Annotated in this window: 20 protein-coding genes; 4 read left to right on the forward strand and 16 right to left on the reverse strand. The window is 68.8% G+C overall.

Annotated features, from left to right (window positions below; genetic code table 11):
- The first annotated feature begins 1,481 nt into the window (after positions 1-1,481).
- From GA0070613_RS24505 to GA0070613_RS24515, 3 genes are all read left to right on the forward strand, one after another.
- Positions 1,482-2,186, forward strand: coding sequence for a hypothetical protein (locus tag GA0070613_RS24505; RefSeq protein WP_089014437.1), 705 nt, complete (start codon positions 1,482-1,484; stop codon positions 2,184-2,186).
- 382 nt (positions 2,187-2,568) lie between these two features.
- Positions 2,569-3,654, forward strand: a complete 1,086-nt coding sequence (locus GA0070613_RS33695) for a hypothetical protein (RefSeq protein ID WP_231929436.1) — start codon at positions 2,569-2,571, stop codon at positions 3,652-3,654.
- A 41-nt stretch (positions 3,655-3,695) separates the two neighbouring features.
- Positions 3,696-3,956, forward strand: coding sequence for a hypothetical protein (locus tag GA0070613_RS24515; RefSeq protein ID WP_089014438.1), 261 nt, complete (start codon positions 3,696-3,698; stop codon positions 3,954-3,956).
- A gap of 188 nt (positions 3,957-4,144) precedes the next feature.
- Here GA0070613_RS24515 and GA0070613_RS24520 read toward each other — a convergent pair whose 3' ends face one another.
- The 11 genes from GA0070613_RS24520 to GA0070613_RS24570 form a co-directional block, all read right to left on the reverse strand.
- A complete protein-coding gene (locus GA0070613_RS24520) occupies positions 4,145-4,903 on the reverse strand; it encodes an SDR family NAD(P)-dependent oxidoreductase (protein ID WP_089014439.1) in 759 nt (252 codons plus the stop codon).
- Positions 4,904-4,951: 48 nt separating this feature from the next.
- Positions 4,952-5,713 carry an enoyl-CoA hydratase/isomerase family protein gene (locus GA0070613_RS24525; RefSeq protein ID WP_089014440.1) on the reverse strand — a complete coding sequence of 254 codons (762 nt, stop codon included), beginning with the start codon at positions 5,711-5,713 and terminating at the stop codon, positions 4,952-4,954.
- A gap of 14 nt (positions 5,714-5,727) precedes the next feature.
- Positions 5,728-6,906 carry a thiolase family protein gene (locus GA0070613_RS24530; RefSeq protein ID WP_089014441.1) on the reverse strand — a complete coding sequence of 393 codons (1,179 nt, stop codon included), beginning with the start codon at positions 6,904-6,906 and terminating at the stop codon, positions 5,728-5,730.
- A gap of 76 nt (positions 6,907-6,982) precedes the next feature.
- Positions 6,983-10,381: a fused isobutyryl-CoA mutase/GTPase IcmF gene (gene icmF, locus GA0070613_RS24535; protein WP_231929437.1), complete on the reverse strand. Its 3,399-nt coding sequence runs from the start codon at positions 10,379-10,381 to the stop codon at positions 6,983-6,985.
- Positions 10,382-10,543: 162 nt separating this feature from the next.
- The gene (locus tag GA0070613_RS34510; protein ID WP_408630965.1) at positions 10,544-12,004 is read right to left on the reverse strand and encodes an MBL fold metallo-hydrolase; all 1,461 of its coding nucleotides are present in this window, start codon (positions 12,002-12,004) and stop codon (positions 10,544-10,546) included.
- A 34-nt stretch (positions 12,005-12,038) separates the two neighbouring features.
- The gene (locus GA0070613_RS24545; RefSeq protein ID WP_089014444.1) at positions 12,039-12,416 is read right to left on the reverse strand and encodes a thiolase family protein; all 378 of its coding nucleotides are present in this window, start codon (positions 12,414-12,416) and stop codon (positions 12,039-12,041) included.
- 250 nt (positions 12,417-12,666) lie between these two features.
- Entirely contained in the window at positions 12,667-13,479 is an 813-nt protein-coding gene (locus GA0070613_RS24550) for an SDR family NAD(P)-dependent oxidoreductase (protein WP_197698974.1), read from the reverse strand.
- A 35-nt stretch (positions 13,480-13,514) separates the two neighbouring features.
- Positions 13,515-14,594 (reverse strand): zinc-dependent alcohol dehydrogenase, encoded by a 1,080-nt coding sequence (locus GA0070613_RS24555; RefSeq protein ID WP_331716739.1) that lies wholly within the window; start codon positions 14,592-14,594, stop codon positions 13,515-13,517.
- A 33-nt stretch (positions 14,595-14,627) separates the two neighbouring features.
- Positions 14,628-15,848 carry an acetyl-CoA C-acetyltransferase gene (locus tag GA0070613_RS24560; RefSeq protein WP_089014446.1) on the reverse strand — a complete coding sequence of 407 codons (1,221 nt, stop codon included), beginning with the start codon at positions 15,846-15,848 and terminating at the stop codon, positions 14,628-14,630.
- The gene (locus tag GA0070613_RS24565) at positions 15,841-17,790 is read right to left on the reverse strand and encodes a flavin-containing monooxygenase (RefSeq protein ID WP_089014447.1); all 1,950 of its coding nucleotides are present in this window, start codon (positions 17,788-17,790) and stop codon (positions 15,841-15,843) included. The genes GA0070613_RS24560 and GA0070613_RS24565 overlap by 8 nt, the downstream gene beginning before the upstream one ends.
- 77 nt (positions 17,791-17,867) lie before the next feature.
- Positions 17,868-19,034 (reverse strand): acyl-CoA dehydrogenase family protein, encoded by a 1,167-nt coding sequence (locus tag GA0070613_RS24570; RefSeq protein ID WP_089014448.1) that lies wholly within the window; start codon positions 19,032-19,034, stop codon positions 17,868-17,870.
- A gap of 53 nt (positions 19,035-19,087) precedes the next feature.
- Between GA0070613_RS24570 and GA0070613_RS24575 the strand changes: the two genes are divergently transcribed.
- Positions 19,088-19,927 (forward strand): TIGR03084 family metal-binding protein, encoded by an 840-nt coding sequence (locus GA0070613_RS24575; RefSeq protein ID WP_089014449.1) that lies wholly within the window; start codon positions 19,088-19,090, stop codon positions 19,925-19,927.
- Between the two features lie 12 nt (positions 19,928-19,939).
- Here GA0070613_RS24575 and GA0070613_RS24580 read toward each other — a convergent pair whose 3' ends face one another.
- From GA0070613_RS24580 to GA0070613_RS24600, 5 genes are all read right to left on the reverse strand, one after another.
- Positions 19,940-20,536, reverse strand: coding sequence for a VOC family protein (locus GA0070613_RS24580; protein WP_089014450.1), 597 nt, complete (start codon positions 20,534-20,536; stop codon positions 19,940-19,942).
- Positions 20,533-22,149 carry an AMP-binding protein gene (locus GA0070613_RS24585; protein WP_089014451.1) on the reverse strand — a complete coding sequence of 539 codons (1,617 nt, stop codon included), beginning with the start codon at positions 22,147-22,149 and terminating at the stop codon, positions 20,533-20,535. The genes GA0070613_RS24580 and GA0070613_RS24585 overlap by 4 nt, the downstream gene beginning before the upstream one ends.
- Before the next feature lie 109 nt (positions 22,150-22,258).
- A complete protein-coding gene (locus tag GA0070613_RS24590; protein WP_089014452.1) occupies positions 22,259-23,026 on the reverse strand; it encodes an SDR family NAD(P)-dependent oxidoreductase in 768 nt (255 codons plus the stop codon).
- The gene (locus GA0070613_RS24595) at positions 23,023-23,805 is read right to left on the reverse strand and encodes an enoyl-CoA hydratase/isomerase family protein (protein ID WP_172875888.1); all 783 of its coding nucleotides are present in this window, start codon (positions 23,803-23,805) and stop codon (positions 23,023-23,025) included. The genes GA0070613_RS24590 and GA0070613_RS24595 overlap by 4 nt, the downstream gene beginning before the upstream one ends.
- Positions 23,802-24,599 (reverse strand): enoyl-CoA hydratase/isomerase family protein, encoded by a 798-nt coding sequence (locus GA0070613_RS24600; protein ID WP_157746501.1) that lies wholly within the window; start codon positions 24,597-24,599, stop codon positions 23,802-23,804. The genes GA0070613_RS24595 and GA0070613_RS24600 overlap by 4 nt, the downstream gene beginning before the upstream one ends.
- Positions 24,600-24,609: the final 10 nt, after the last annotated feature.

The raw sequence follows: 24,609 nt of genomic DNA on the forward strand, positions 1-24,609 counted from the left end.
CTGATCCTTCCAGCATGGCGGGCCGGGCCGGTCAAGGCGGCCCGAGGTCGCCAGCAGGCTCGTGCAGAGCCGGCGCCGCCCCCTTTGCGGGCCGCACAGCGCGCCGACCGCACCGACGTCCCAGCACGCGCCGGGGTCTCCCGCCGAGCTGGGTCGAGGCCAGGCGGGTGCTGGCGTCGTCCCCGCACGCGCGGGGGTCTTCCCCAGCACTTCACCACCGGCACGGGCACCGCCCAGTCGTCCCCACAAGCGCGGGGGTCTTACGCTGCGGCAGCCACAACCACCGGCCCGGGCCCGGTCGTTCCCGCACGTGCGGGGGTCTTCCCTGATGAAGAGTGAAGGTCATCGTCTCCTGGCGGTCGTCCCCGCACGCGCGGGGGTCCTCCCGAGGTCATGCTGCCGGGTACGGGCATCGGCCGATCGTCCCCGCACACGCGGGGTCTTCCCGGCGGCAGTGGCACCTCGTCCTGGACGACACGTCGTCCCCGCACGGGCGGGGGTCCTCCGCCGTGGTCCTCCGGGAGCCCCGGGGGGAGTCCGTCCTCCCCGCACGCGCGGGGTCTTCCGTTGTGCAGGACGACCGGGTCGGGTCGCTGTAGTCGTCCCCGCACGCGCGGGGATCTTCCGGGCACCAACGAGATCGACCTCGGCACCGAGGCGTCGTCCCCGCACGCGCGGGGGTCTCCCGCAGTGGGACGTCGTCACACCGCCGGCCCACCAGTCGTCCCCGCACGCGCGGGGTCTTCCCGCGATGAACGCGGTCCCGGACAGGCAGGCATGGTCGTCCCGCACGCGCGGGGGTCTTCCAGCAGGAAGGCGGATTTGACCAGGCCGAGCGCCGTCGTCCCGCACGCGCGGGGTCTTCCATCCCAGCTCGGCCCGCTAACCTGCCCCGAACTGTCGTCCCCGCACGCGCCTGGGTCTTCCGCAGTGTTCTGCACCCAAGGAACGATCAAGGAGGTCGTCCCCGCACGCGCGGGGGTCTTCCGTCCTGGCAGAACGACTCGGGGTAGACGCCGTAGTCGTCCCCGCACGGGCGGGGGTCTTCCGCACAAGCGGACCGTCACCTTCGTCGCGATGGAGTCGTCCCCGCACGCGCGGGGGTCTCCCGGGATTCGAGGACCTCCTCGACGCCCTAGCCCTGTCGTCCCCGCACGCGCGGGAGTCTCCCGTCGCAGTGGGAGATGCGGATCGGGCTCCGCGTGTCGTCCCCGCACGCGCGGGGTCTTCGGGCGGGTGTGGCGTGCGTCGACCCGGGCCTGACATCGTCCCCGCACGCGCGGGGTCTTCCCGCTCCGCCGGTCGCCCCGGACGTCAGGGAGTCGTCCCCCCACGCGGGGGTCTCCCGTGCCAATGGGGCGGCGGCAAGCTCGGTGACTTGGTGCCGACGTGTCCCTTCAGGAGCGGGTCCGCCGGGCGCTGCAGTTGGCGCGAGAATCCATCCAGCCCGAGGGCTTCTCGCAGATCGGACAGGGGGTCGTGTGAACGTCCAGGACACGGTGCGCAACTTCGTCAAGGCGCTCGAGCACTGTCAGAACATGGTCGTCGTTCATCGCGCCGTCGGTGACGGCGGCCGCGGCCGCCGGGTCGAGGAGACGTCGCTGAACCGTGGCGTGGTGGTGTTCGCTGCGGCAACCTGGCAGGCGTTCGTCCAGGACCTGGCAATGGCGCTCAGGGACGCCACACTGGTGCAGTTGCAGGCGGCCACCGCCCCTCCACTGCTGACCGGCGCGATGAGGCAGTGGGAGACCGATTTCAACTCGTCGCTGGAGAAGTTCTCGACGCCCGGCCCTGGCCAGACGCAGACACTGCTACGGCGAGTCGGGTTCGACCCGAAGCCGACCTGGACATGGCAGCAGCGAGCGCGAGGGAAGAAGGTGCGCGTCACGCCGAACCAGGTGGACACGGCGATGCGTCAATGGCTGGATGTCCGGCACGGCGTTGCTCACGGCCACGCGGTGCTGCCTGCGGTCGCTGTCCTCCAAGCGGTGCGCGACAGGCCCTCCTCGGCGACAGGTCAGCCGAGGCCGAATGTGCGGCTGAGCGACGCGATCGACTGCATGAGGTTCTTCCGCGCAGTGGTCAAGGTGACCGCCGACGCTGCCGCGGCGTACGTAGGGCAGCCGGCACCGACCTGGCCGTACGAGGTGCCGATGGTGCTCGGGCTGGATCCCGCGAAGCTGTGACGCTGGCGCGGGCGGCGCTGGCCGACGGGTGGTCGACCAGCGCCGCGCGCAGGGTGGGGTCGTCAGCTGCCGATCGTGGCCTCCTCGCGGGCTTGAGGACCACGCTAGCGATCTCGATCACGCCCCGGGTCGGCCGGCCAACGCGGCAGCGGCGTCTCCTCTCTCATCTGGCTGACCAGCGCAGATCACCGAACACGGTCCGCGCGTACGCGTTCGACCCTTCTGCCCAGCCCTTCGCCCCGATCCCGCACAAGCGCCCAGGCTTGAGGCGCTACTCCGAAATTTAGATGCCCGGATCGCCGAGGTACGCGAACATGGGTGGCTCGGCGAGATCGCCGGGCTGCAAGTGAGCCGCGCTGCCGCCGAGCAGAAGCTCGCCGCCATGCAGCAGCTCGCGGCCACCACCGAACCACCCACCCGGGTATGCCGGACCACCGCCCCGTCGCGGGCCGGACCTGCACGGCCGCCACGATCAAGAAGAACGAAGGAATGCGCGCCGATGACCGACCGGCCTGACGACGAGACGCCCGACCCGCAGGAGGAGCCGACTTCTCGCCGGTCGTGGGACTGGGGCGGGCCTGGGTCCTCCCGAGGCCCGGGCCCGGAGGACATGACCCCGGAGTTCATCGACGCCATGGCCACGGCCATCGGGAAGCTGCCCGATTTCAGCAAGATCGTTTCTCCTGCATTGATCGACGGCCTGGGCCGAATTCAAGCGCAATTGGCCGACGTCAGCAAGGTCATGGAGCCCTTCCTGGTCAACCTGCAGGCGAGCCTCGCGAACCTTCCGAAGTTCACCATGCCTGATCTGACAGGGGTTGGGGAAGCCATCGACAGGCTCCGGGCCAAGTTGCCGCCGAACTGGCCGTTGGACGACCCGGAACTCCTTGAGAACGTGTCCTCCGTCGTCCAAGACGAGGGGATTCCGTTGGTCTGGGTGCCGCGGAAGGAGATCGTCAGGCAGGTCCTTCAGGCAGCCGACCGAGAGGAGCGGATCAAGGTGCTGCTGGCGAACCGCGACGACATCATCCAGGACTGTCGGGACATCCTTGCCACGATCAGCGATGCTGACCTCGCTAACCAGCTCCCGCTCGCAACCCGCGTCGTCGACGCCTTCGCGGACGGGCACGACGAGGCCGCTCATGCGCTCGCCGTGTTGATCACCGAAACGGTCGTGTCACGGACGATCGACAAGAAGTACGCGACGGTCAAGAAGATCGTGAAGATCGACGACTGGGGCGAGCTGTCGGTGACTGAGCTGCGGCTCAAGACCGCCCTTGCCGCCATCGGACCGTTCTACGCCACATGGTTCCCCAACCAGGACACGCCGGCACCTACGGAACTCAGCCGCCACGTCACCGTTCACCAGGCCGACCTCAGCCACTACACGGCAGGCAACAGCATCGTCGCCGTCATGCTGATGACCTCGGTTCTCCGCGCTATTCAGGAGTCGAACGAGCAGCCCTGACCGGGTGGGGCCGGCCGGCCCAGTCGCGTTAGCGGGAGCGGATGGTTGAAGTCGCCGGTGTCGAAGTCGCAGCCGTCGTGCTGGGCGGCGGCTCTCCGCCGGCCAGACGCTGGTTGACCTTCCGTCGGCGCGCGCAGCGGGAGCACGGCTCGTGGCGCTGCGGGTCGCGGGCGAAGCACGAGCCGCAGATGGGTCCGGCTGGCACGATCGTGGCCGTGACGGCGATGTTGCCGCAGCGGATGCAGGGCCGCGCACGGCGTCGGGAGGCGCAGCCCTGGCAGATCCGGCCGCCTTCGACCTGACACGGCAGCGCGCTGCGGCGCTGCTGGCAGTCCGCGCAGACCGGGACAACCACCGGGTAGCCACCGCGCCAGACTCCAGGTTCCCTGCAAATGCAGAGTGTCCGGCCCGGCGGGCTCCCTCGGCGAGAGCAGCGGTCCACGCCGCCAACTCTTGCTCGACCTGGCGCGGCGCACCAATTCAGGAGTACTTAACGCGCGGTCATCCGTAGGGCGCCATCCATTCGGATGGTCTCGCCGTTGAGGTAGTCGTGTTCGATGATCGCCAGGGCTAGTTGGGCGTACTCGTCGGGGCGGGCCAGGCGCTTGGGAAACGGCACGCCGTCGGCGAGGCCTGCGCGGAAGTCCTCGGAGACGGTGGCGAGCATCGGAGTGTCGACGATGCCCGGGGCGACCGTGCACACCCTGATGCCGTACTGGGCCAGATCCCGGGCCGCGGGAAGGGTCAGGCCGAGGATCCCGCCCTTGGACGACGAGTAGGCGGCCTGGCCGACCTGGCCTTCGTAGGCGGCTACGGACGCGGTGTTGATGATGACGCCGCGCTGCCCGTACTCGTCAGCCTTGGCCTCGGCGATGCGTTCACTGGCCAGGGCGAGGACGTTGAAGGACCCGACGAGGTTGACCTGCACGACCTTGGCGTACAGGGCCAGGTCGTGGACGCCCTTCTTGCCCAGGATGCGCATCGACGGGCCGATCCCGGCACAGTTGACGACGGTCCGCAGCGGCAGACCCGAGCCGGCGGCCTCACTCACGGCGGACCTGACCTGTGCCGGGTCGGTGACGTCGACCGCGATGTACTCGATGCTGTCGCCGCCTTGGGCCCGCTCGACCGCAGCGGGCAGATCGAAGGCGAAGACCTTCGCACCGCGCTTGGTGAGTGCCTGGGTTGTGGCCGCTCCCAGACCGGAGGCACCTCCGGTCACGATGGCGGCGGTGTTCTCAATGCGCATGATTCCCCTAACGTTTCCCGGTCCCGTCCGGCGCCTCGCACGCCGCGGTCAGCCTCGGCCAAGGAACGTGGCGATGAGGGCGGCGGCTTCCTTGCCAGCGACGAGGCGAGCGATGGTGTCGGCCTCATCGCGCGAGGCGTCTACAGGCGACGCTTCCCAACCAGAGCGCAGCAGGCGTTTGGCCTCGCCGTAAGCCCCGCTCGTGCCCTTCGCGAGCTGTTCGGCGATCGCCGTCGCCCTCGCCATCACCGACTCATCCTCCACAACCTCGGCGATCAATCCCCAATCTCGTGCCTGCTCGGCGCCGAGTGGGCGTGGCGTGAGCGCCATCTGCAGGGCGCGCTGCTGCCCGATTGCCCGAGGCAGAAGTACGGACACTCCGCAGTCAGGGGTAAGTCCCACCGCTGTATATGCGAAGGCGAACTTCGTCGAGCGGGCGGCCACCGCCAGGTCCGCGCTGAGAAGGACACCCAGGCCCGCGCCGGCGACCGCCCCGTGTACGGCGGCGACGACCGGTTTGGGCAGCGCGGCCAGGCATCGCAGGGCTCGGTCGAAGACCACGGCCAGTTCACACACGTAGCCGCCGGGATCGTCGGCGGCCGCCATCGATGCGAGGTCACCGCCGGCGCAGAAGCGCGGGCCGGCCCCGGTGAGCAGGATGGCTCGCACCTCATCATCCGCACCGGCACGCGTCACCGCCGCCTCGAACGCGTATGCAGTCGGCAGGTCGGCCGCGTTGGACACGTCCGGGCGGTTGAGGGTGATTCGGGCGATGCCGCCGTCGACGACGTACAGCACTGGCTCGGTCATGGACCGGTCCTTTCTCAAACGCGCCGGAAGAGCGCGGCCATGGCCTGTCCCCCGCCGATGCACATGGTGACGATTCCGAGTTCCCCGTCAGTGCGGGCCAGGTGCTTGGCCACCCGCAGGGCGAGGATCGCACCGGTGGCTCCCACGGGATGGCCGAGCGCGATGGCCCCGCCGTACGGGTTGGTCCGCTCCACGTCCAGTCCCGCGTCCCGGATCACTGCCACCGCCTGGGCCGCGAACGCCTCGTTGAGCTCTACCACGTCGATGTCGCGGACACTCGTGCCCGTCTGGTCGAACAGCTGGCGCAGCGCCAGCACCGGGGCGTAGCCCATCAGCTCCGGCTCCATCGCGGCGGTAGCCACCGCCTCCAGGCTCACCAGCGCGGTCAGCCCCCGCTGTGCGGCGACGGACTCCCGGGCAAGCACTACCGCGGCGGCGCCGTCGTTGATCCCCGACGCGTTGCCCGCCGTGACGGTGCCGCCCGTTTCGAATGCGGGCCGCAGCCCGGCCAGTACCTCCAGCGTCGTGTCCGGCCTTGGGTGCTCGTCCCGCTCGACCGTCACTGGCCTGCGCCCACCGGCCTCGACAGGCACGATCTCTTCACCGAAGGCCACCCGGGCCGCGTCCGACGCCGCTCGCCGCTGTGACTCCACCGCGAACTCGTCCTGGTCCTGCCTGGAGACGCCGTACTTCCGGGCCACCTTTTCCGCGGTGACGCCCATGTGGATGCCGTGGAGCGGGTCGGTCAGCATCATAACCGTGCCGTCGACGAGGGTCCGGTTACCGAGCTTGTAACCCGACCGGGCGCCGAAGTCGTAGAACGGCATCCGCGTCATGTTCTCGTCCCCACCGGCCACAATCGTGTCTGCGCCACCCCACCGCAGCTGCGCTGCCGCCGACCAGACCGCCTGCAACCCGCTGCCGCACAACCGGTTCACTGTGTACGCGGGGGTGGCGACCGGCAGTCCCGCGGCCAACGCCACCCGGCGTCCGTTGTAGGCGTCTGGCCCCACCTGGCCGATGCAACCCATAACGACCTCGTCAACTGCCGCCGACGGCACGCCCGCCCGAGACAGTGCCTCCCTGACCGCGGTAGCCCCGAGTTCATGCGCCGGCACGTCCTTGAACACGCCACCGAAACTGCCCACCGGGGTCCGGGCACCTTCAACGAGGAGAACTTTCTCCGAGCTCACCCTTCCACCTCCAGATAGCCGGGCCGCCTCCGCGGCACCGCGCGCCTACGGCCAAACGCCGCACCCGTCGAAGCCCTCACGCGTTGCGGCGGTACTGGCCGCCAACTTCGAAGAACGCGTCGCTGATCTGCCCGAGAGAGCAGTACTGGACGGCGTCCATCAGTGCCTCGAAAATGTTGCCGCCGCTGGTTGCGGCGGTCTTGAGCCGCTCCAGCGCGGCGGGGGCCTCCGCTGCATGCCGGACGTGGAAGTCGGCGAGCCGCTCGAGTTGTGACTGCTTCTCCTCGTCGGTGCCCCGCGCCAGTTCAATGGCCTGGGGTGGCTTGTCGGAGTTCTCGCCGAGGAAGGTGTTGACGCCGATGATGGGCAGCGAGCCGTCGTGCTTCCGGTGCTCGTAAAGCATCGACTCGTCCTGGATGCGGCCGCGCTGGTAGCCAGTCTCCATCGCGCCGAGCACGCCACCGCGGTCGGCGAGGCAGTCGAACTCGGCGAGCACCGCCTCCTCGACCAGATCGGTGAGCTGGTCGACGATGTAGGAGCCCTGCAGGACGTTCTCGCTGTGCGCGAGCCCCCACTCGGCGTCGATGATCATCTGGATGGCCAGGGCTCGGCGCACCGACTGCGCAGTCGGTGTGGTGACCGCCTCGTCGTAGGCGTTGGTGTGGAGGCTGTTGGCGTTGTCGTAGATGGCGCACAGGGCCTGCAGCGTGGTGCGGATGTCGTTGAAGTCCATCTCCTGCGCGTGCAGCGACCGACCGGAGGTCTGCACGTGGTACTTCAGCTTCTGCGCTCGCTCACCGGCGCCATACCGATCACGCATGGCGATGGCCCAGATCCGCCGGGCCACCCGACCGATGACTGTGTACTCGGCGTCCATACCGTTGGAGAAGAAGAACGACAGGTTTGGCGCGAAGTCATCGATGGCCATCCCCCGGGCCAGGTACGCCTCGACATAGGTGAAGCCGTTGGCGAGGGTGAACGCCAACTGACTGATCGGGTTCGCCCCGGCCTCGGCGATGTGGTAGCCGCTGATGCTCACCGAGTAGAAGTTGCGCACCTGGTGGGCGATGAACCATTCCTGCATGTCCGCCATGCAGCGCAGGGCGAACTCGGTGGAGAAGATGCAGGTGTTCTGCCCCTGGTCCTCCTTGAGAATGTCGGCCTGCACCGTGCCGCGCACCGTCGACAGCGTCCGCGCCCGAACCTCCGCGGCCTCGGCGGCGGTAGGCTCGCGGCCCTCGGCCTCCCGGAACCGGTCCAGTTGCTGGTCGACGGTCGCGGTCAGAAACATCGCCAGGATCGCCGGTGCCGGTCCGTTGATGGTCATCGACACCGAGGTAGTGGGCGAGCACAGGTCGAACCCGGCGTACAACTCGCGCATGTCGTCAAACGTGGCGATCGACACGCCCGAGGTGCCGATCTTGCCGTAGATGTCGGGACGTTGGTGGGGGTTGCGGCCATACAGGGTGACCGAATCGAACGCCGTCGACAGGCGGGTCGCTGGCTGGCCGGCGCTGAGCAGGTGGAAGCGCCGGTTGGTGCGGAAGGCGTCGCCCTCGCCGGCGAACATGCGGGCCGGCGCCTCCTCGGTCCGCTTGAAGGGGAACACCCCGGCGGTGAACGGGAAGTAACCAGGAAGGTTCTCGGTGCGCAGGAACCGCAGCAGCTCCCCGTCGTCGCCCTCGCGCGGCAGGGCCACCCGCGGCAGTGTCGTACCCGACAGGGTGGTGCGGGTCAGCGCGGTCCGGATCTCCTTGCCCCGGACGGTGTACACCTGCTCGTCGCCGTCGTAGCGGGCGCGTACCGTCGGCCACTGCTCCAGCAGTTGGCGCACGTCGCCATGCAAGCGATGCTCGACGCGTTCCAGCAGCGCGGCCACCGACGCCGCGGCTTGCTCATCTTCGCCCGTGAGCAGGTCACGGGCGGCGGCCAGGTACTGTCGGCGTCGTACGAGCTCCACCTGCTCCGCGGTGGTGGCGTGGTAGCGGCGCACCGTCTGTGCGATCTCGGCCAGGTAGCGCTCCCGGCCCGCTGGCAGCACCGACCGCAGGCCGGTGGAGGTGCGGCCCGACGCGGCCGGCAGCACGCCGGGGAAGGTCGAGAGGCCGTGCTGGCCAAGTAGCTGCTTGAGGTAGTGGTATAGCGCCGTCACGCCGTCGTCGTCGAAACGGGCCGCGCTGGTGCCGAAGACCGGCATCTCCTGCCACGGGGTGCCGAACTGCTCGCGGTTGCGCACCATCTGCCGTGCGACGTCCCGCAGCGCGTCCTCCGCGCCGCGGCGCTCGAACTTATTGATGGCCACCACATCGGCCAGATCGAGCATGTCGATCTTTTCGAGCTGGCTGGGTGCGCCGTACTCCGGCGTCATCACGTACAGCGATACGTCGGCGTACGGCACGATCGCGGCGTCGCCCTGGCCGATGCCAGGCGTCTCGATGATGACCAGGTCGTAGCCGGCGGCATTGCAGGCGGACACGATGTCGTCCAGATGCTCGGGCACCTGGGCACCTGGGGTCCGGGTCGCCAGCGAACGGAAGAAGGCCGTACCCGGGGCGATGCTGTTCATCCGGATCCGGTCACCCAGCAGTGCACCACCACGGCGGCGGGTGGGGTCGACCGCCAGCACCGCCACCCGGACCTTGTCCTCGCTGTCGCGGCACAGCCGGCGTACCAGTTCATCGGTCAACGACGACTTTCCGGAGCCGCCCGTACCGGTGATGCCGAGCACCGGGGCGGTACGCGAGCCTGCTGCGGCCCGGATCGCGTCGGCCAGCGCGGCGTCGGCGCCAGCTTCCAGCACCGTGATTGCACGGGCCAGCGCGGCGTCATTACCGGTCAGCACTGCGTCGACGACCGGCCCCTGAGCCGACAGGTCAACGTCGCAGTCCCGGACCAACTCGTTGATCATGCCGGGCAGGCCCAGGCGCTGACCGTCCTGCGGGCTGAAAATACGCACGCCCCGCTCGGCTAGGAGGGCGATCTCCTCAGGCACGATCGTCCCGCCGCCGCCGCCGAACACGCGCACGTGTCCCGCGCCGCGCTCGGCAAGACGTTCGACCAGGTAGCTGAAGTACTCCACGTGCCCACCCTGGTAGGAGGAGACGGCGACTCCCTGCACGTCCTCCTGCACCGCCGCCGTCACCACCTCCTCGACGCTGCGGTCATGACCGAGGTGCACGACTTCGGCGCCCTGGCTCTGCAGCAACCGCCGCATGATCGTGATCGCGGCGTCGTGCCCGTCGAAGAGACTGGCGGCGGTCACGAAACGCACCGGATGCACCGGGACGTGCAGCGGGGACTGGGCGGAGGAATTCGGCTGACTCATAGCACTCCTGATACGTAAGAGCGGTCGAGCGCAAGCAGAAGGATCTCGCCGAAGCCCGCCGCCGATTCCACCTCGCCACCTGGTCATCGACACCCGCAAACAAACCGAGGCCGTGCGCCAGACCGCCACCAGAATGGCACCCAGCTTCACCGGAACCGTTGACGACCTGCGCCACATCGCCGCACACCTCACCGGTACCGGCACCCACCCGGGCAACGGAGAGACCTCGAGGTGGACGGCAGCACGCCTGACGAACCCCATTGGGCGGGCGACAAACTCCTCACGGCCGTCGTGCTTCTATTTCTGTCCAAATCAACCAGCCCTCGTAGCCCGATACTCGCGACCACGGCCACCATCTGCGCCGTGGGCACGTCCATCTGCCGCAAGCAACTCCAGATGCACTTCGGTCTCGAGGACCGCAACCGCCTGGTTGAACACGTCGAGCTGATCAAGGGCGAGCTCTCGTCGGGTCCAGGCCATCCGGGATGCGACGTCTACGACGCCACGCCAGCAGTCTCTGATCGTGTCAAGCGTGGCTTCGAGCCGAACGTCGTGGTGCTCCAGCAGTTGCCGAGCCCGGGCGTGGGACCATGTGCCCGTCGGGCCGTGGGCGGGAAGGACGTGGAGGTCCGGCAACTGGAGGATTTTCGTCAGCGACCGGAGGTAGTCCGCCAACGCACCCACCGGTCGGGGTGCCGCGAAGCCGATCGAAGGCGTGATCGTTGGGAGCACGTGGTCGCCGGCGAACAGCAGGCGCTGGGCAGTCTCGACGAAGACGAAGTGACCGGGCGTGTGCCCAGGGGTTGGGATCGCATCGACCCGCCGCTCGCCGAGCTCCAACGACGTCTCGCTATCGAGCCATCGGTCAGGGGCAGCCCAGAAGACTGGATTGGGTGGGTCGAAAGGGACGGCGAGCACCCGCTCAGCGAGCTCGTGTGCTCCCGCATGGCGCAGCAGGTCGACCAAGGGGTCGTAGGTCCAATCTGGACGCCGAAGCACGTCGAGCGCTGGGCGCTCGCCGGCACCGAGGACCACCTGTGCACCAAGCCGATCGCCTAGGACTCGCGCGAGGGTGTAGTGGTCGCGGTGGGCGTGAGTCACGAGGAATGTCGTGACGTCACCCAGCCCGGACCCGATCGTCCTAAGGGAGCGATCGAGCAGCTCCGGTACGTTCGGCAGCGCCCAACCACCATCTACGAGCACTAGCCCCCCGCCGGTCTCGATCGCATAGACATTGACGGCTCTGAGGCCGTCATTCGGCAGCGGCAGCGGTATGCGGTGAACCCCTGACGCCACCGGCCAGGCACCTTCTGCGATCCACGACTGACCGGAGTCGGGCGACTCAGTGCGGACGGTCGACGTCACCCTCGCTGGTCCCTGCGTCATGTCACATCGGCGAACTGGGGATGGGGGGAACGGCCAACGAGCGGCCGCGCTATGGTCCCTCTTCCGATACCGCAGCAATATCCTCGTGCGCCCCGGTCGCCTGAGAAACTGTCGGGTGCGCGTCCCGTCATCAACCCGACGTTCGCGGCGCCCAGCCCGGACGCGCCTCGTGTGACGATGGGCGTCGTCTCGTGTCGGTCCATCAACTCCTCGTCTCGCTGACGTAATTGAACTTGAGCAGCGCGGCCTCTGCGAAGTCGGTGGCGGCCGCCGCCGCGATCGTGCGCGTCTCGTCTGCGCCGGCGCTTGCGCGGTCTCGTGTCGCAGCCGAGCGCAGCAGGCGCTTGGTCTGCCCCAGCGCGGCCCTGAGGCCAGGTCGACGGCCATTCGGTGAGCAGCGCCTTGCGGGTTCTCGACGACCCTAGAACGGCATCCGACTCATCGACTCGTCGCACCCAGCCAACGCGATGTCCAGATCGTTCCACTGCATCTCCATTTCGGCCGACCAGATGGCCTGCAGCCCGGAGCCGCACAGCCGATTGACCGTGAACGCTGGCGTGCTCACCGCCAAGCCGGCCGCGACCGCCACGCGGCGTGCGTTGTAGGTGTCCGGGCCCACCTGGCCGATGCAGCCCATGACAACTTCACGCACGTCGTCGGCGGCTACGCCGGCGCGCCGCAGCGCTTCGGAGGTGGCTCGGGCGCCCAGTTCGTGGGCTGGCACGTCCTTATAGACACCCCCAAAGGTGCCCACGGGCGTCCGCGCCCCGTCGACCGGGACGATCCGTTCGCTGTTCATGTCTGGGTCTGCTCCTTCTCGGCCCACAGATGGGCCGCTCGTCAGGACTGGCCAGCCAAGGTAGAGGTGAGCTCAGCGGGCAGCCGGGTGAAGTCGAGGTCACGAGGGCGGTCGATCGCGAACACGTCGGCCGGTCGACCGTCGATTCGACACCTCGTCAGGTGGGCCGCCTCGGCCGAGATCACACAGTTCGATCTGCACTGCTCGTCCCCGGCCCGAAAGCACGTCTTCCAGCTCCTTGTCGCGGTGGTCAGCGACCGCTGACTGACAAGAACGCGTCGCGAAGCGGCTTTCCGCCCCGGTGGGAGAGGAGTCCGCCGTCGACAGCGATGTCGACCCCCGTCACGAAGCTGGCCAGGTCGGAGAGCAAGAACAGCGCCACGTTGGCGACGTCGATCGGAGCACCGAGCCGCGCCAGCGGCGACTGACTTTGCAGCACGTCGACGAAGACTTGCGGCAGCGTTGCCGACATCTCGGTCTGGATGAAGCCGGGGTGGATCGCGTTGACCCGAATGCCACGGTCACCCAGTTCGAGAGCCGCCGTTCGAGTCAACCCTCGCAACGCCCACTTGCTGGTGGCGTAAGGCGCGGCGAAGTAGCCCATGTGTGCCGCGACCGACCCGATGTTGATGATCGACCCATTCCTACCCATGCGCGGCGCCAAGGCCTGAATTCCCAGCATCGGCCCGATGAGGTTGACCGCGTAGACGTCCTGCATCAGCTGCGGCGGCGTGGTGAGCAGGCTCTCGCGGTTGGTCACCGCAGCGTTGTTGATCAGGCCGTGTACGGCTCCACCGTGGTCGCGGTCGATGAGATCGCCGAGCCGCTCCCAGGCCGACGCGTCCGAGACGTCCATTTCGACGTACTCCAGGCCCGGCGTCGGGAGTCCGACCTGGTCGGCCGGCATGACGTCGAGCGCAAGCACCCGCGCACCACACGCCACCGCCAGCTCGGCCTCGGCGCGGCCCTGTCCATGCGCTGCCCCGGTCACGACCACGAGCCGGTCCGAGAGATCGATCCTCAGACCGTGAACTGCATCTGTTTCCGTCACGTCTTCCTCCAAACGGTGAAAGTGTTCCTCGCTGATGCGTCGATGCCCTAGGAGATGGCCACGACGAGCCGCGAGCCGGAGAGGTCGCCGTCCCGGACTCGCTCGAGCCCCCGCGGCACATCGGCCAATCCGATCGTGTCCCCCACGAGGTGGGGCAGCTCCAACCGTCCCGATGCGAGCAGCTCGAGCACGGCTCGCGCCTCGAAGGGTTCGGAGCCGTACGAGCCGAGGACCGCGCGCTCGCGCAGCACCAAGCTCATGAGGCGTCCTGCGCCGACAGACCCGGGACCGACGCCTACCAGTACCGCGCGGCCTCCGTGGTCGAGGGCACGGACCGCAGCCTCAGCGGTCTCCGGGCGACCCGCGAACTCGAGGGCGATGTCCACCCCTCCCCGGTCGGCCAGGAACGCTGCGGCGTCAGCAGGGCCCAGCACCTCGTCGGCACCGGTCGCCAGCGCCCACGCCCGGGCCTGAGGCCTGGGGTCCACCGCCACGATCCGCGACGCCCCCAGCGTCTTGGCCAGGCCCACAGCACTGAGACCCAGACCTCCGACACCCCAGATGGCCACGCGGTCGCCGCTGCGCAGGCGTCCGCGACCCACCACCGCGTGGTAGGCGGTCGCGACGGCGTCGGCAGCGACCGCTGCGAGCTCATCCGACAAGCCGTCCGGCACGGGCAGACAGTTGGCCGCAGGCAGGACCACGTACTCGGCGAACGCTCCATCGCGATCCACTCCCAGACAGGTCTGCTCGCGGCACTGGACCGTGTGCCCACGCTGGCACCCGGGGCAGCGTGCACACACGACCCGTGGCAACAGGCTGACCCTGACGCCGACGAGGTCATCGGGATCTCCCGGGCCGGCCGCCACGACGACACCCACCGCCTCATGTCCCAGCACGAGGGGTGACCGAGATGTGGACGCCTTCCCGGTCAGTGCGAACGAGACGTCGCTGCCACATATCCCGGCACGCGACATCCTCACGAGGACCTCTCCCTCACTCGGGACCGGGACTGGAACGCGCTCAACCACCGCGCGGCTCTGGCCGTCCCGGTCCACCAGGAGAGCTGCCCACATCGAGTCCCCTTGCACCACACCCTCCCGTCCGGGCCGCTGGCTGACATGCATACTGGAGGAGAACGCCACGAGGTCCAGCGCTCGTCACGCCAAGCGCTGGACGACCATAGCCATGCCCTGGCCTCCGCCAACGCACATCGTCTCCACGCCGACCTCCTTGTCGTGGTGGCGCAGCCCGTTCACCAAGGTGCTGGTGATGCGCGCACCGGTCATGCCGAAGGGATGCCCGACGGCGATCGCGCCGCCGTTGACGTTGAGCCTCTCGATCGGGATGCCGAGCTCTCGGGCCGAGCCCCACGCCTGAACAGCGAACGCCTCGTTGATCTCGAAGAGGTCCACATCGTCGATCGTCATCCCGAGTGGCCTGAGTGCTGCCGGCACCGCCTCCACCGGCCCGAGTCCCATAATTTCGGGTGAAAGGGCCGTGACGGCCGTCGACAGGATCCGGGCCAACGGCGCGATGCCGAGATCAGCAGCCTTCTGCTCGCTCATGACCACCACGGCGGCGGCACCGTCGTTGAGAGGGCACGAGTTCCCAGCTGTGACCGTCCCGTTCTCCTGGAAGGCAGGCGGGAGGGCCGAGACCACCTCCAGGGTTGTGCCGGCCCGCGGGCCGTCGTCCGCGGACACCCACGACCCGTCGGCGAGCTGGACGGGCGTGATGTCCTTGGCCCAGAAACCCTCAGTGATCGCGTGCTCGGCCAGGTTCTGGCTCCGAACCGCGAACTGATCCTGCTCCTCGCGGCTCATGCCGAGGCGTTGCGCGACGTTCTCTGCGGTGTTGCCCATCGTGATGTAGATGTCGGGCAGGGTCCCGGCGTCTCGCGGGTCAATCCACTCACCGCCCTCCCCAGCCGCGCGACGCACTGACCTGTCGCTGGCAGCCTCGAACACCGGATTGCGGCTGCCGGGCATGCCGTCAGCTCGACCGTGACCATAGCGGCTGACCGTCTCGACCCCGGCGGAGATGAACACGTCCCCCTCGCCCGCCCGGATGGCGTGGAGGGCCATCCGGGTCGTCTGGAGGCTGGAGCTGCAGTAGCGGTTCACCGTGACACCGGGAACCGTGTCGAGACCCGAGAGCACGGCCACGACCCGCGCCATGTTGTAGCCGGCCTCGCCGGCTGGCTGCGCGCAGCCGAGCATAAGGTCGTCCACGTCAGAGCGCTCGAGTTCCGGCACCTGGTCCAAGGCGGCGCCGACCATGCGCGCGGCCAGGTCGTCGGGTCGGAAGTCCTTGAGCGAACCCTTGTTGGCCCGGCCGATCGGGGAGCGGGCGGTCGCGACGATGACAGCTTCAGGCATGCGCGGCCTCCCGCCAAACATCCTCGACATCTGCGAGGGGAGTGCACCGGTACACCGACAAGTCGGCCTCCCACGTCATCGCCCAGTAGTCGACGCCTCGCCACGGCGAGGCGACGACGACCCTGCCGCGACTGTTGCGCCACCACGTCGTCATGCCGGGGTGCGTCCAGATGAGTCCCTCGTGGAGCTCGTCGACGTTGCGCGCGTAGGCGTCGGCCACCTCGGGGAGCACGTCGATGCTGGCCACGTCGTGCTCGAGCATCTCGACCAAGGTCCGCATGATGTAGGTGATGCCGCACTCGGTGGTGAAGATGGCACTGCCACCGTGTCCGAGGAAGGTGTTGGGCCCTCCGACGACGAAGAAGTTTGGGAACCCGGGCACCGTGAGACCGAGGTAGGCAAAGGGGTTGTCGACGCCCCACACCTCATGGAGGGACATGCCCCCTCGACCGACGACCTCGAGGGAGCGCAGCATCTCCGTGGCCTTGAACCCGGTCGCCCACACGACCACGTCGGCGGGGTGGACGACCCCGTCCTCGCTCACCACGGCGCCTTTCTCCAGACGCTGCGCACCATGTGGCACGAGCGTGACGTCGTCGCGCTGGATCGCCTCGAACCAGCGGTTGTCCATGAGCACCCGCTTGCCGTACGGCGGGTAGTCCGGAACCACCTGGTCCCACAGGTCGTCGCGGTCGCCGAGCTGTGCCCGGACGTACCGCTCGATGAAGGCGCGGTGGCGCTCGTTAACCGCATTGACCGAGCGTTCGGGGTGCGCCCAGTCCGGGTCTCGGTGCAGTGAAGCCAGCAGCTTGTCCTGCCACATCCAGATCAGGCGCATCCGGTAGTACGCCATGTACGTGGGCACGTGCTCCATCAGCCACTGCGTGGCCCGACTGGTCTCACGAAGGTAGTTGGGGTTGGGAAGCAGCCATTGCGGCGATCGCTGGAAGACCGTGACGTCCTTGGCGACGTCGGCGATCGCGGGCACGATCTGGACGGCACTGGCGCCGGTGCCGATCACGGCGACGCGCCGGTCGGTGAGGTCCAGGTCCTGCGGCCATTCGGCGCTGTGGAAAGCCGGCCCTTCGAAGTCGTCCGCGCCCGGCACCGCAGCGACCTGCGGTTCGTTCAGGAGACCGACGCAGCTGATCACGACCGCAGCGACGAACCGGTGCTCGCGTCCGTCGGCGTCGGTCGCGCACACCGTCCAGCGGCCGCTCCCCTCGTCCCACGTGAGCGTGGCGACCCGGTGGCCGAACCGGACCCTCTCGACCACGCCGAACCTCTCGGCGACGTCGCGGAAGTAGTTGAGGATTTCCTCCTGCTTAGCGTAGTACCGGCTCCACGAGGGACGCTGGGCGAAGGAGTACGAGTACAGGTGACAGGGCGTGTCCACGCCTGCGCCGGGGTAGGCGTTCTCGCGCCACACGCCGCCGACGTCGTCACCACGCTCAAGGATCTGGTACTCGAGCCCGAGCCGGTCCAGGTAGACGCCAGTGGCGATTCCGGCCATGCCTGCCCCGATGACGATCACCGGGAAGTCGTCGGCCCTGGACGGGCGGTCGCTCGTCCAGGCGATCCGGTCGAGCCGCGGCCTGAGGCCCGACTCTTCGAGCATCGAGCCGGCGTATTCCGGGAGGACGGTCTCCCCGAGGGACACCGACAGGGCTCGCAAGGTCTCGGCCTCGGAGAGGGGCGTCACGGGCTCGGGAGACCCCAGTTGACCGCGGATCACCTCGAAGGCTGCCGCCCGGATCTCGGCCTGCAGTTCGGCGGGGTGCCCGCCTGTGTCGTTGTCGTCGCTGGCCACGGTGGGTGTGGGTGCGTACGGCTCGGCCAGCCAGCGTTCGTCACCCGTCAAGTGGTGCAGCACGAGCAGGAGGACTGGGATGTTCGCTTCCTGCAGCGCCGCCCAGAGCTGGGACTCCTGCTCCGAAGTCATGGTCTGCCTTCCGTGCTGTCGCGGTGGTGCGGGAGGGGGCTCGGTCCGGGGCGTCCCGGGCTCTCTGGTGCCATCAACTACTCGCGGTGGTCGAAGTGGAGGCCGGTCAGGTCGGAGGCGATCATGCTGCGATGGATGTCCGACGTACCACCGGCGATGGTGTGGTGACGCGTGAACCTGTACAACCACTCGAGCCCAAACTCCTTGGTGAGGCCGTAGCCGCCATGTATGTGCATCGCGTCGCTCGTCACCTGCTGGACCATCTCCGTCGTGGTCACGCGAGCCATCGACACGTCCAGCCGCGATACCGTCCCGTTGTCAGCGCTGGACGCCGCCTTGTAGGTCAGGAGGCGGGCGGCCGCCAGCCGCATCGCCATGTCAGCGAGGCGCAGCTGGACGGCCTGGAAACTGGCGATCGGCTTCCCGAACTGGTGCCGCTCCCGCGCGTACGTCACGCTCTTGTCGAGTGCGAGCTGCGCGATCCCGAGAAGCTCGAAGAGCCCTCCGAGGCGCTCGACGTTGTAGGTCTGCATGAGCCGCTTGTAGGAATCCTTGCTTCCCTGCGGCGAAATGAGGACCTGCGCCTCGTCGACCACGACGTCATCGAGGTACAGCGGGTAGACGTTGCCGCCCATCCACTCGATCCGCTCACCCACTCGTAGCCCAGGCGCGTCCCGGTTCACGATGATCGCACCGACGCCTGCGTCGCCGCCTGCTTCGACGAACCGGCAGTACACGACGAACGCGGTCGCGCGATCGGCCAGGGTGATGAAGATCTTGCTCCCCGTGATCGTGTACTGGCCGTTGGTGTGCACCGCGCGGGACGTGAGGTCGCTGGATGCGGTGCCGGCGTCGGGCTCGGTCATGGCCACCGAGATGGCGGCCGCGCCGCGCGCGATGTCGGGCAGGTATGCCGCCTTGAGCTCGGGGTTCGCGAGCTCGGCGATGAACGCCGAGGGGCCGCCGACGGTCCACCTCACGATCGCGCCCGAGTACGGGCACACTCGCGAGACGGCCTCGACCACGAGCAGCGCGTCGAGGCGTTTCAGCCCCCCACCGCCGTACTGCTCGGGGAGAGAGAGCCCCAGAAGTCCCTGCTGGGCGAGGAACGAGGAGTGATTCTGCCACTCTGCCGGGCTGTCACGGTCCTGGCGCAGCATCGCCTCCGCCGCGAGTTTGCTCTCGGCGAACTCGCTCGCCCAGCGGACGAGTTCCCGCTGCTCGTCAGACAGGGTCAAGTCCATCCGGCCCTCCGCTCAAATAGAATATATTTTGAGGCTAGCATCGAGACGAGGAGATGGGTATGCCGTCGGACACACATCAAGCGGGGCTGGCGAAGCTGGTGCATGACCTCACCAACGAGCAGCTGCTGCTCGAGCAGGTGCTGGCCGACCTCTCCGCCGACCTCTGGGACTGCCCGACTCCCGCCCCCAGCTGGCTGGTGCGCCACCAGGTCGCTCATCTGTCCTACTTCGATGAGATCGCGAGGATGGCGATCGCCGACCACGACGGCTTCGCCCGGCAAAAGGCGATCCGCGACCGCTCGCCGGCGGAGTACAGGCAGATCAACGTCGCAGCCGCGACCAGCAGCACCCCTGGCGAGCTTCTCTCGTCCTGGCGGGAGAACGCGGCCGGACTCCAGGCGGCGCTGAGGGCCGCCGACCTCAGGGCTCGAGCGCCCTGGTTCGGGCCCTCCATGAGCGTCGCATCGCTGGCCTCGGCCCGGCTGATGGAGTACTGGGCACACGGTCAGGACATCCGCGACGGCCTGGGTGTGCCGCCGTCGGCGTCCTCGCGGCTGCGGCATGTGGCGCACCTGGGCTACCAGACCCGTCACTACGCGGTCCAGCTGCACGGGCTGCCTCCCCTGACCCGGCCGCTTCGCCTCGAGCTGACTGCTCCCGACGGCGAACTCTGGACCTGGGGTGAGCCTGATTCGGACCAGACGATCCGCGGCACGGCCCTCGACTTCTGCCTCCTGATCACCCGCCGTCGCCACCTCGACGACACGGGCCTGCAGGTGTCTGGTGAGGAGGCACGGAGGTGGGCTGGCGTTGCGCAGTGCTTCGCCGGCGATTCTGGTGCCGGACGCCGTCCCGGCCAGTTCGGACCGGTCCCGACCTCCGGGTCCGAGTGACCCGTTCGGTCCTCACCGGCCCGCGGCCCCAGCGCACCGGGCTCGCGCCTCTCCCACCAGTTCGAGATAGTCACGGCGTGGAAACTGGCCGTCGAACTCGGCGCACGCCTGCCTCATCAGGTCCAGGAGCGTGTCGTTCCACCCGGTCTTTTCAATCAGCTCGACGTAGTGGCCAGTCCAGTCTCTCCCGTCCAAGTAGGACAGCCGGCGCCCGGAGAAGTCCGCGGTGAGACCGTCGGTGAGCCCTGCTGCCAGAAGCTGGGCGCGGGCCACGTCGTAGTCGTCGGTCTCCATGAGTACGTGGTGGAAGAGGCCGGCCGCGGGGAGCTCGGCCACGCCGTCGAGCGGCTCGTTCCAGACGTGCGGTGCGTCGTCGAGCGGCGCGATGACCTCGATCTGGACCGGTCCGAGAAAGGTCAGGGCGATGCGCAGCCGGGCGGTCGTGGCCACCCCTCTGAAGCGGACGTTCTGGGGCTCGACGTCACCTACGTAGAACGGACCGGCGCCGTACGCCGAGGCCCAAAAGTCGAGTGTGGAACCGAACGTCCCGAGCCGGGTGACGAATGCTTGCTGACGCATCTGCATGGCGAGCGGGGCCGGGGCCCTCATGTCGACTGCTGACCGTTGGCAGCGAGGTACAAGTCGGCGTAGGCCTTCCGGAGCTCGACGTTGCGGATCTTGTGCGTCGCGGTCCGGGGGAACTCCTCGACGAACAGCACCCGCTTGGGCACCTTGAACGGAGCCAGCTCGCTGCGGCAGTGGGCGATGACGTCGCCCTCCTCGAGGGTCGGACCCTCACGCAGCTTCACGAAAGCCGTGACAGCTTCGGTCCACCTCTCGTGCGGGAGCCCGACCACGGTGCACTCGGCGACCGCGTCCAGCTTGAGGATCGCCTGGGCCACCTCGACTGAGGCGACGTTCTCCCCGCCCGTCTTGATCATGTCCTTCTTGCGGTCGACGAAGTAGACGGTGTTCTCCTCGTCGAGGTAGCCGAGGTCACCACTGTGGAACCATCCGTGCTCGAACGAGGCGGCCGTCTGCTCGGGCTCGTCGAGGTAGGCGTTCATCGACTGGGGACCCCGGTAGACGATCTCGCCCACCTCACGCGGCGGGAGCAGTCGACCCGAGTCGTCCATTATGCCGACGTCGGTGAAGAGCGTCGGGTTTCCCCACGAGTCGGCCTTGGTGGCCTGGTCCTCGCGACGCATCGCCTCCTCGTACCCGGTGAACTCGGTCTGTCCCGAGGCCAGCAGGAGCTCAACGTCCGGGCACAGCTTCCGGACCACGGCGGCGCGGTCTGCCGGGACCGAGGCCATGCCCAGGATCACCAGCCGCAGCGTCGACCAGTCGAACTGGCCACCGTGCCGGTCGACCAGCTCGAGCAGCATCGGTCCAGTGCTGATCATCATCGTGACCGAATGCCGCTCGATCGCCTCGGCCACCGCTGCGGCGTTCCACCCGTCACGCAGCACGGTCGTCGCCCCCACCATGAGGTAGGGGACGACCGAGTTGTTGAGCCCCGCGACGTGATGGTTCGGAAAAATAGCCAGGCACACGTCGTGCTCGGTCAGCCGCTGGTGGGCCACCACCGACGTGGCTGCGAAGACAGCCGCGAGGTGGCTGGCCACGGCACCCTTGGCGGCCGAGGTCGTGCCGGAGGTGAAGATGACCTGGACTGGGTCGCGGTCCTCCACGAAGGCGTCGACCGAGCCAGCAACGCCGTCGTCGGCAGCGCCCGCGTCGAGGAAGCCCGCCCACGACTCGGCCTGGAGCGCCTCAGCGTCCTCGCCGCCGCCTCCCGGAACCAGGACCACCGGCAGGCCCGGGTGCGCGCCGGTGATCCGCCCGGCGACCTCCGCGAGTCCGCCGTGGGCCAGCAGCAGGCGGGGGCGGGTCTTGGTGAGGATGTGGGTGTACTCGGCCAGCGTCAGGCTCGGGTTCAACGGGACCGAGACCGCACCGATCCGCGCGTTGGCGAAGTAGACGCGGAAGAAGTCGACCGAGTTGCGGAACATCAGCGCGACATGGTCACCCCGGCCCACTCCCCGAGCCTGGAGCGCCCGGGCCACCCGGTCGACGTCGGCGTCGAGCTGCGCGTACGTCACAGACTCCTGGCCCGAGACGAGCGCCGGCTTGTGCCGGTGCTGCCTGGCGCTCCGACGCAGGATGTCTGCGACGTTGACACGCTGAATCAGGTTCATCGCGAACGCATCGAGCGACATCTCTCTCCTCGTACTTCCACGGGCGGATGTCGACTGAGGTGCTCAGTCGGGCAGATATATCATATTGTCAATCGGGCGGTGCGTCCACAGCCCCGCCACATTCGGCGGGCTACATGCCGCGACCGCCGCTGACGTCAAGGACGACACCGGTGACGTAGCTCGCGTGCGGGCTGGCGAGGAACAAGGCGGCGCGCGCGACCTCGTGCGCGTCGCCGGGGCGCCCCATTGGGGTGGTCGCCACCTTCTGTGCCCACAGCTGCTCGGGCATGTCGGCGGTCATGTCGGTGTGGATGAGTCCGGGTCGAATCGCGTTGACGCGGATCCCGCGCCGGGCGTTCTCGCGCGCCATCACCTTGGTCATGGCCTCGACCCCTGCCTTCGCGGCCACGTAGTTGACCTGTCCGGCGTTGGCGGTGACCGAAGCGATCGAGGTGATGTTGACGATGGCACCGCCGCGCCCGTGCTCCCGCATCTGCAGAGCCGCCAACTTCGAGCACAGGAACGTACCGACGAGGTCCGTGTCCACCACCCGCCGGAACTGCTCGCTGCTCATCTTGTGCGCGGCGGCGTTGTCATGGATGGCGGCGTTGTTCACCAGCACGTCGGCGCCGCCGAACCGCTCGTGCACGAAGTCGAACAGGGCGGAGATGCTGCCCTCGTCCGCGAGGTCACACGGGTGGGCGATGGGCTGGGGCGTGGGGTGGCCGGTCGGCTCCGGTCGGGGCACCTGACGGCCGGTATAGACCACCGTTGCGCCCGCCTCGGCGTAGACCTCGACGATGGCGGCTCCGATGCCGCGTGTGCCGCCGGTCACGACCGCGATCTTCCCGGCCAGCATCGGCGACGGTGAGGACGCGCCTGTCTCCAGCACCGTCACGACCGATCCGCCTGCCGGGACCGCTCCTCGGACGGTGAACTCCCTCGCGCTCTGCCGACCTCGACATGGTGGAGTTCGGCGACGCTGGCCGCCCACCCGAAGTCCTCTTGCGCGAGGCGCGCAGCGCGGGCGATCCGCAGGGTCGCGCGCACGCTGGCGCGGGGCAGCTGGGCGAGCCGCTCGGCGACTCCGACCGCCTCCTCAAGTGCCGTGCCGTGAGGCACGACGGCGTTGACCAGACCCCACTCGGCCGCCTCGGTCGCCGTGATCGGCTCGCCCAGCAGGAGTGCAGCCATCGCGCGCTTGCTGCCGATCTCCGTCGGCAGCCGGAAGGCGCCGCCGGCCCCGGCGTACAGGCCGATTCGCGCCTCCGGGAACTGCAGGTACGCCGCGTCGCCCGCGACGGCGAGGTCGCACGCCAACACGATCTCGGCTCCTCCCCCGACAGCGGCTCCGTTGACTGCTGCAACCACGGGCTTGTCGATCGGGTGCCGCACCAGACCGGCGAAGTCCCAGGGCCCTCGGTTGCCCGTCGCGCTCGATCCCGCCTCGGTCGTCGGCAACGCGCGCAGGTCCGTGCCGGCCGAGAACGACCTGGAGCCCGCGCCAGTGATCACCACCGCGCCGACGCCCGGGTCGAGGTTCGCGTCCTCGAGAGCGGTGCCGATCGCCTCGGCCATCGCGTCGTCGACCGCATTGGCTGCTTCCGGCCGGTTGATGGTGAGGACGGCCACCTGTCCCTGCCGCACGTGGAGCACGCGCGAGTCGGAGGAGCTCATCGCGAACCAGCGTCCGCCGTTGCCGGCCAGGACTCGTGCCATGGCGCCGGCTTCCGCCCACGGAAGGCCGCGATCCCGGCCTGGGCCTCGTCGCCGCGGAACAGCTCGGCCGACAGTTCGGCAGTCCACGCCACGGCGTCAGGCGCTGACATCTTCGGGACCTCGGCCAGCACCCGCTTGGTCGCGGCGATGGCCGCTGGAGAGGCAGCCAGGATGTCGGCGATCACCTCGTCGATCGCGGAGTCGAGCAGGTCGGCCGGTACGACCCGGTTGACCAACCCCATGGAGACCGCCTCCGCAGCGCTGAACTTGCGTCCTCGGATGAAGGCGTCGCGGGCGTCTGATAGCCGCATCTTCGGTAGGCACAGGACCGAGACGATGGCTGGAGCGACCCCCAGCCGCACCTCGGGGAAGCCGAACCGCGCCTCCTCGACCGTGATCGAGATGTCCATGGCCGCAGCGAGCCCCATCCCGCCACCCATGCAGTGCCCGTTGAGCCGTCCGATGTAGGGCTTGGAAGAGGCGGCGAATCGCTGGAAGAGCGCCACGGCGGACGGCGCGCGGTTGCCGATCGCCTGGCCCTCACGCGCCCGGCTGGCGACATCCCCGCCCGCACAGAAGGTGGTCCCCTGGTTCGTGAGCACGACCGCCCGGATCCCGGGGTCCGTCTCGAGCTCATCAACCGCGGCGACCAACTCGGTCATCATCTCGACGCTGAGGGCGTTACGCCGCTCGGGATCGGCGAGGGTGACCCGAGCGATGTTGCCGGCGCGATCCGTCGTGATCAGCGACAAGGTGGAGCTC

Origin of the sequence: Micromonospora inositola, from assembly GCF_900090285.1 — a bacterium.
Taxonomy (GTDB): Bacteria; Actinomycetota; Actinomycetes; order Mycobacteriales; family Micromonosporaceae; genus Micromonospora; species Micromonospora inositola.

Bases quoted from the DNA above. Each gene is read 5' to 3' on its own strand.
- GA0070613_RS24565 (WP_089014447.1), bottom strand. From the start codon at position 17,790: ATGACTTCGGAGCAGGAGTCCCAGCTCTGGGCGGCGCTGCAGGAAGCG.
- GA0070613_RS24595 (WP_172875888.1), bottom strand. From the start codon at position 23,805: ATGAGCTCCTCCGACTCGCGCGTGCTCCACGTGCGGCAGGGACAGGTG.
- GA0070613_RS24575 (WP_089014449.1), top strand. From the start codon at position 19,088: ATGGGTATGCCGTCGGACACACATCAAGCGGGGCTGGCGAAGCTGGTG.
- GA0070613_RS24560 (WP_089014446.1), bottom strand. From the start codon at position 15,848: ATGCCTGAAGCTGTCATCGTCGCGACCGCCCGCTCCCCGATCGGCCGG.
- GA0070613_RS24580 (WP_089014450.1), bottom strand. From the start codon at position 20,536: ATGAGGGCCCCGGCCCCGCTCGCCATGCAGATGCGTCAGCAAGCATTC.
- GA0070613_RS24585 (WP_089014451.1), bottom strand. From the start codon at position 22,149: ATGTCGCTCGATGCGTTCGCGATGAACCTGATTCAGCGTGTCAACGTC.
- GA0070613_RS24555 (WP_331716739.1), bottom strand. From the start codon at position 14,594: ATGCATGTCAGCCAGCGGCCCGGACGGGAGGGTGTGGTGCAAGGGGAC.
- GA0070613_RS24520 (WP_089014439.1), bottom strand. From the start codon at position 4,903: ATGCGCATTGAGAACACCGCCGCCATCGTGACCGGAGGTGCCTCCGGT.
- GA0070613_RS24525 (WP_089014440.1), bottom strand. From the start codon at position 5,713: ATGACCGAGCCAGTGCTGTACGTCGTCGACGGCGGCATCGCCCGAATC.
- GA0070613_RS33695 (WP_231929436.1), top strand. From the start codon at position 2,569: ATGCAGCAGCTCGCGGCCACCACCGAACCACCCACCCGGGTATGCCGG.
- GA0070613_RS24515 (WP_089014438.1), top strand. From the start codon at position 3,696: ATGGTTGAAGTCGCCGGTGTCGAAGTCGCAGCCGTCGTGCTGGGCGGC.
- GA0070613_RS24545 (WP_089014444.1), bottom strand. From the start codon at position 12,416: ATGAACAGCGAACGGATCGTCCCGGTCGACGGGGCGCGGACGCCCGTG.
- GA0070613_RS34510 (WP_408630965.1), bottom strand. From the start codon at position 12,004: ATGGCCGTCGACCTGGCCTCAGGGCCGCGCTGGGGCAGACCAAGCGCC.
- GA0070613_RS24570 (WP_089014448.1), bottom strand. From the start codon at position 19,034: ATGGACTTGACCCTGTCTGACGAGCAGCGGGAACTCGTCCGCTGGGCG.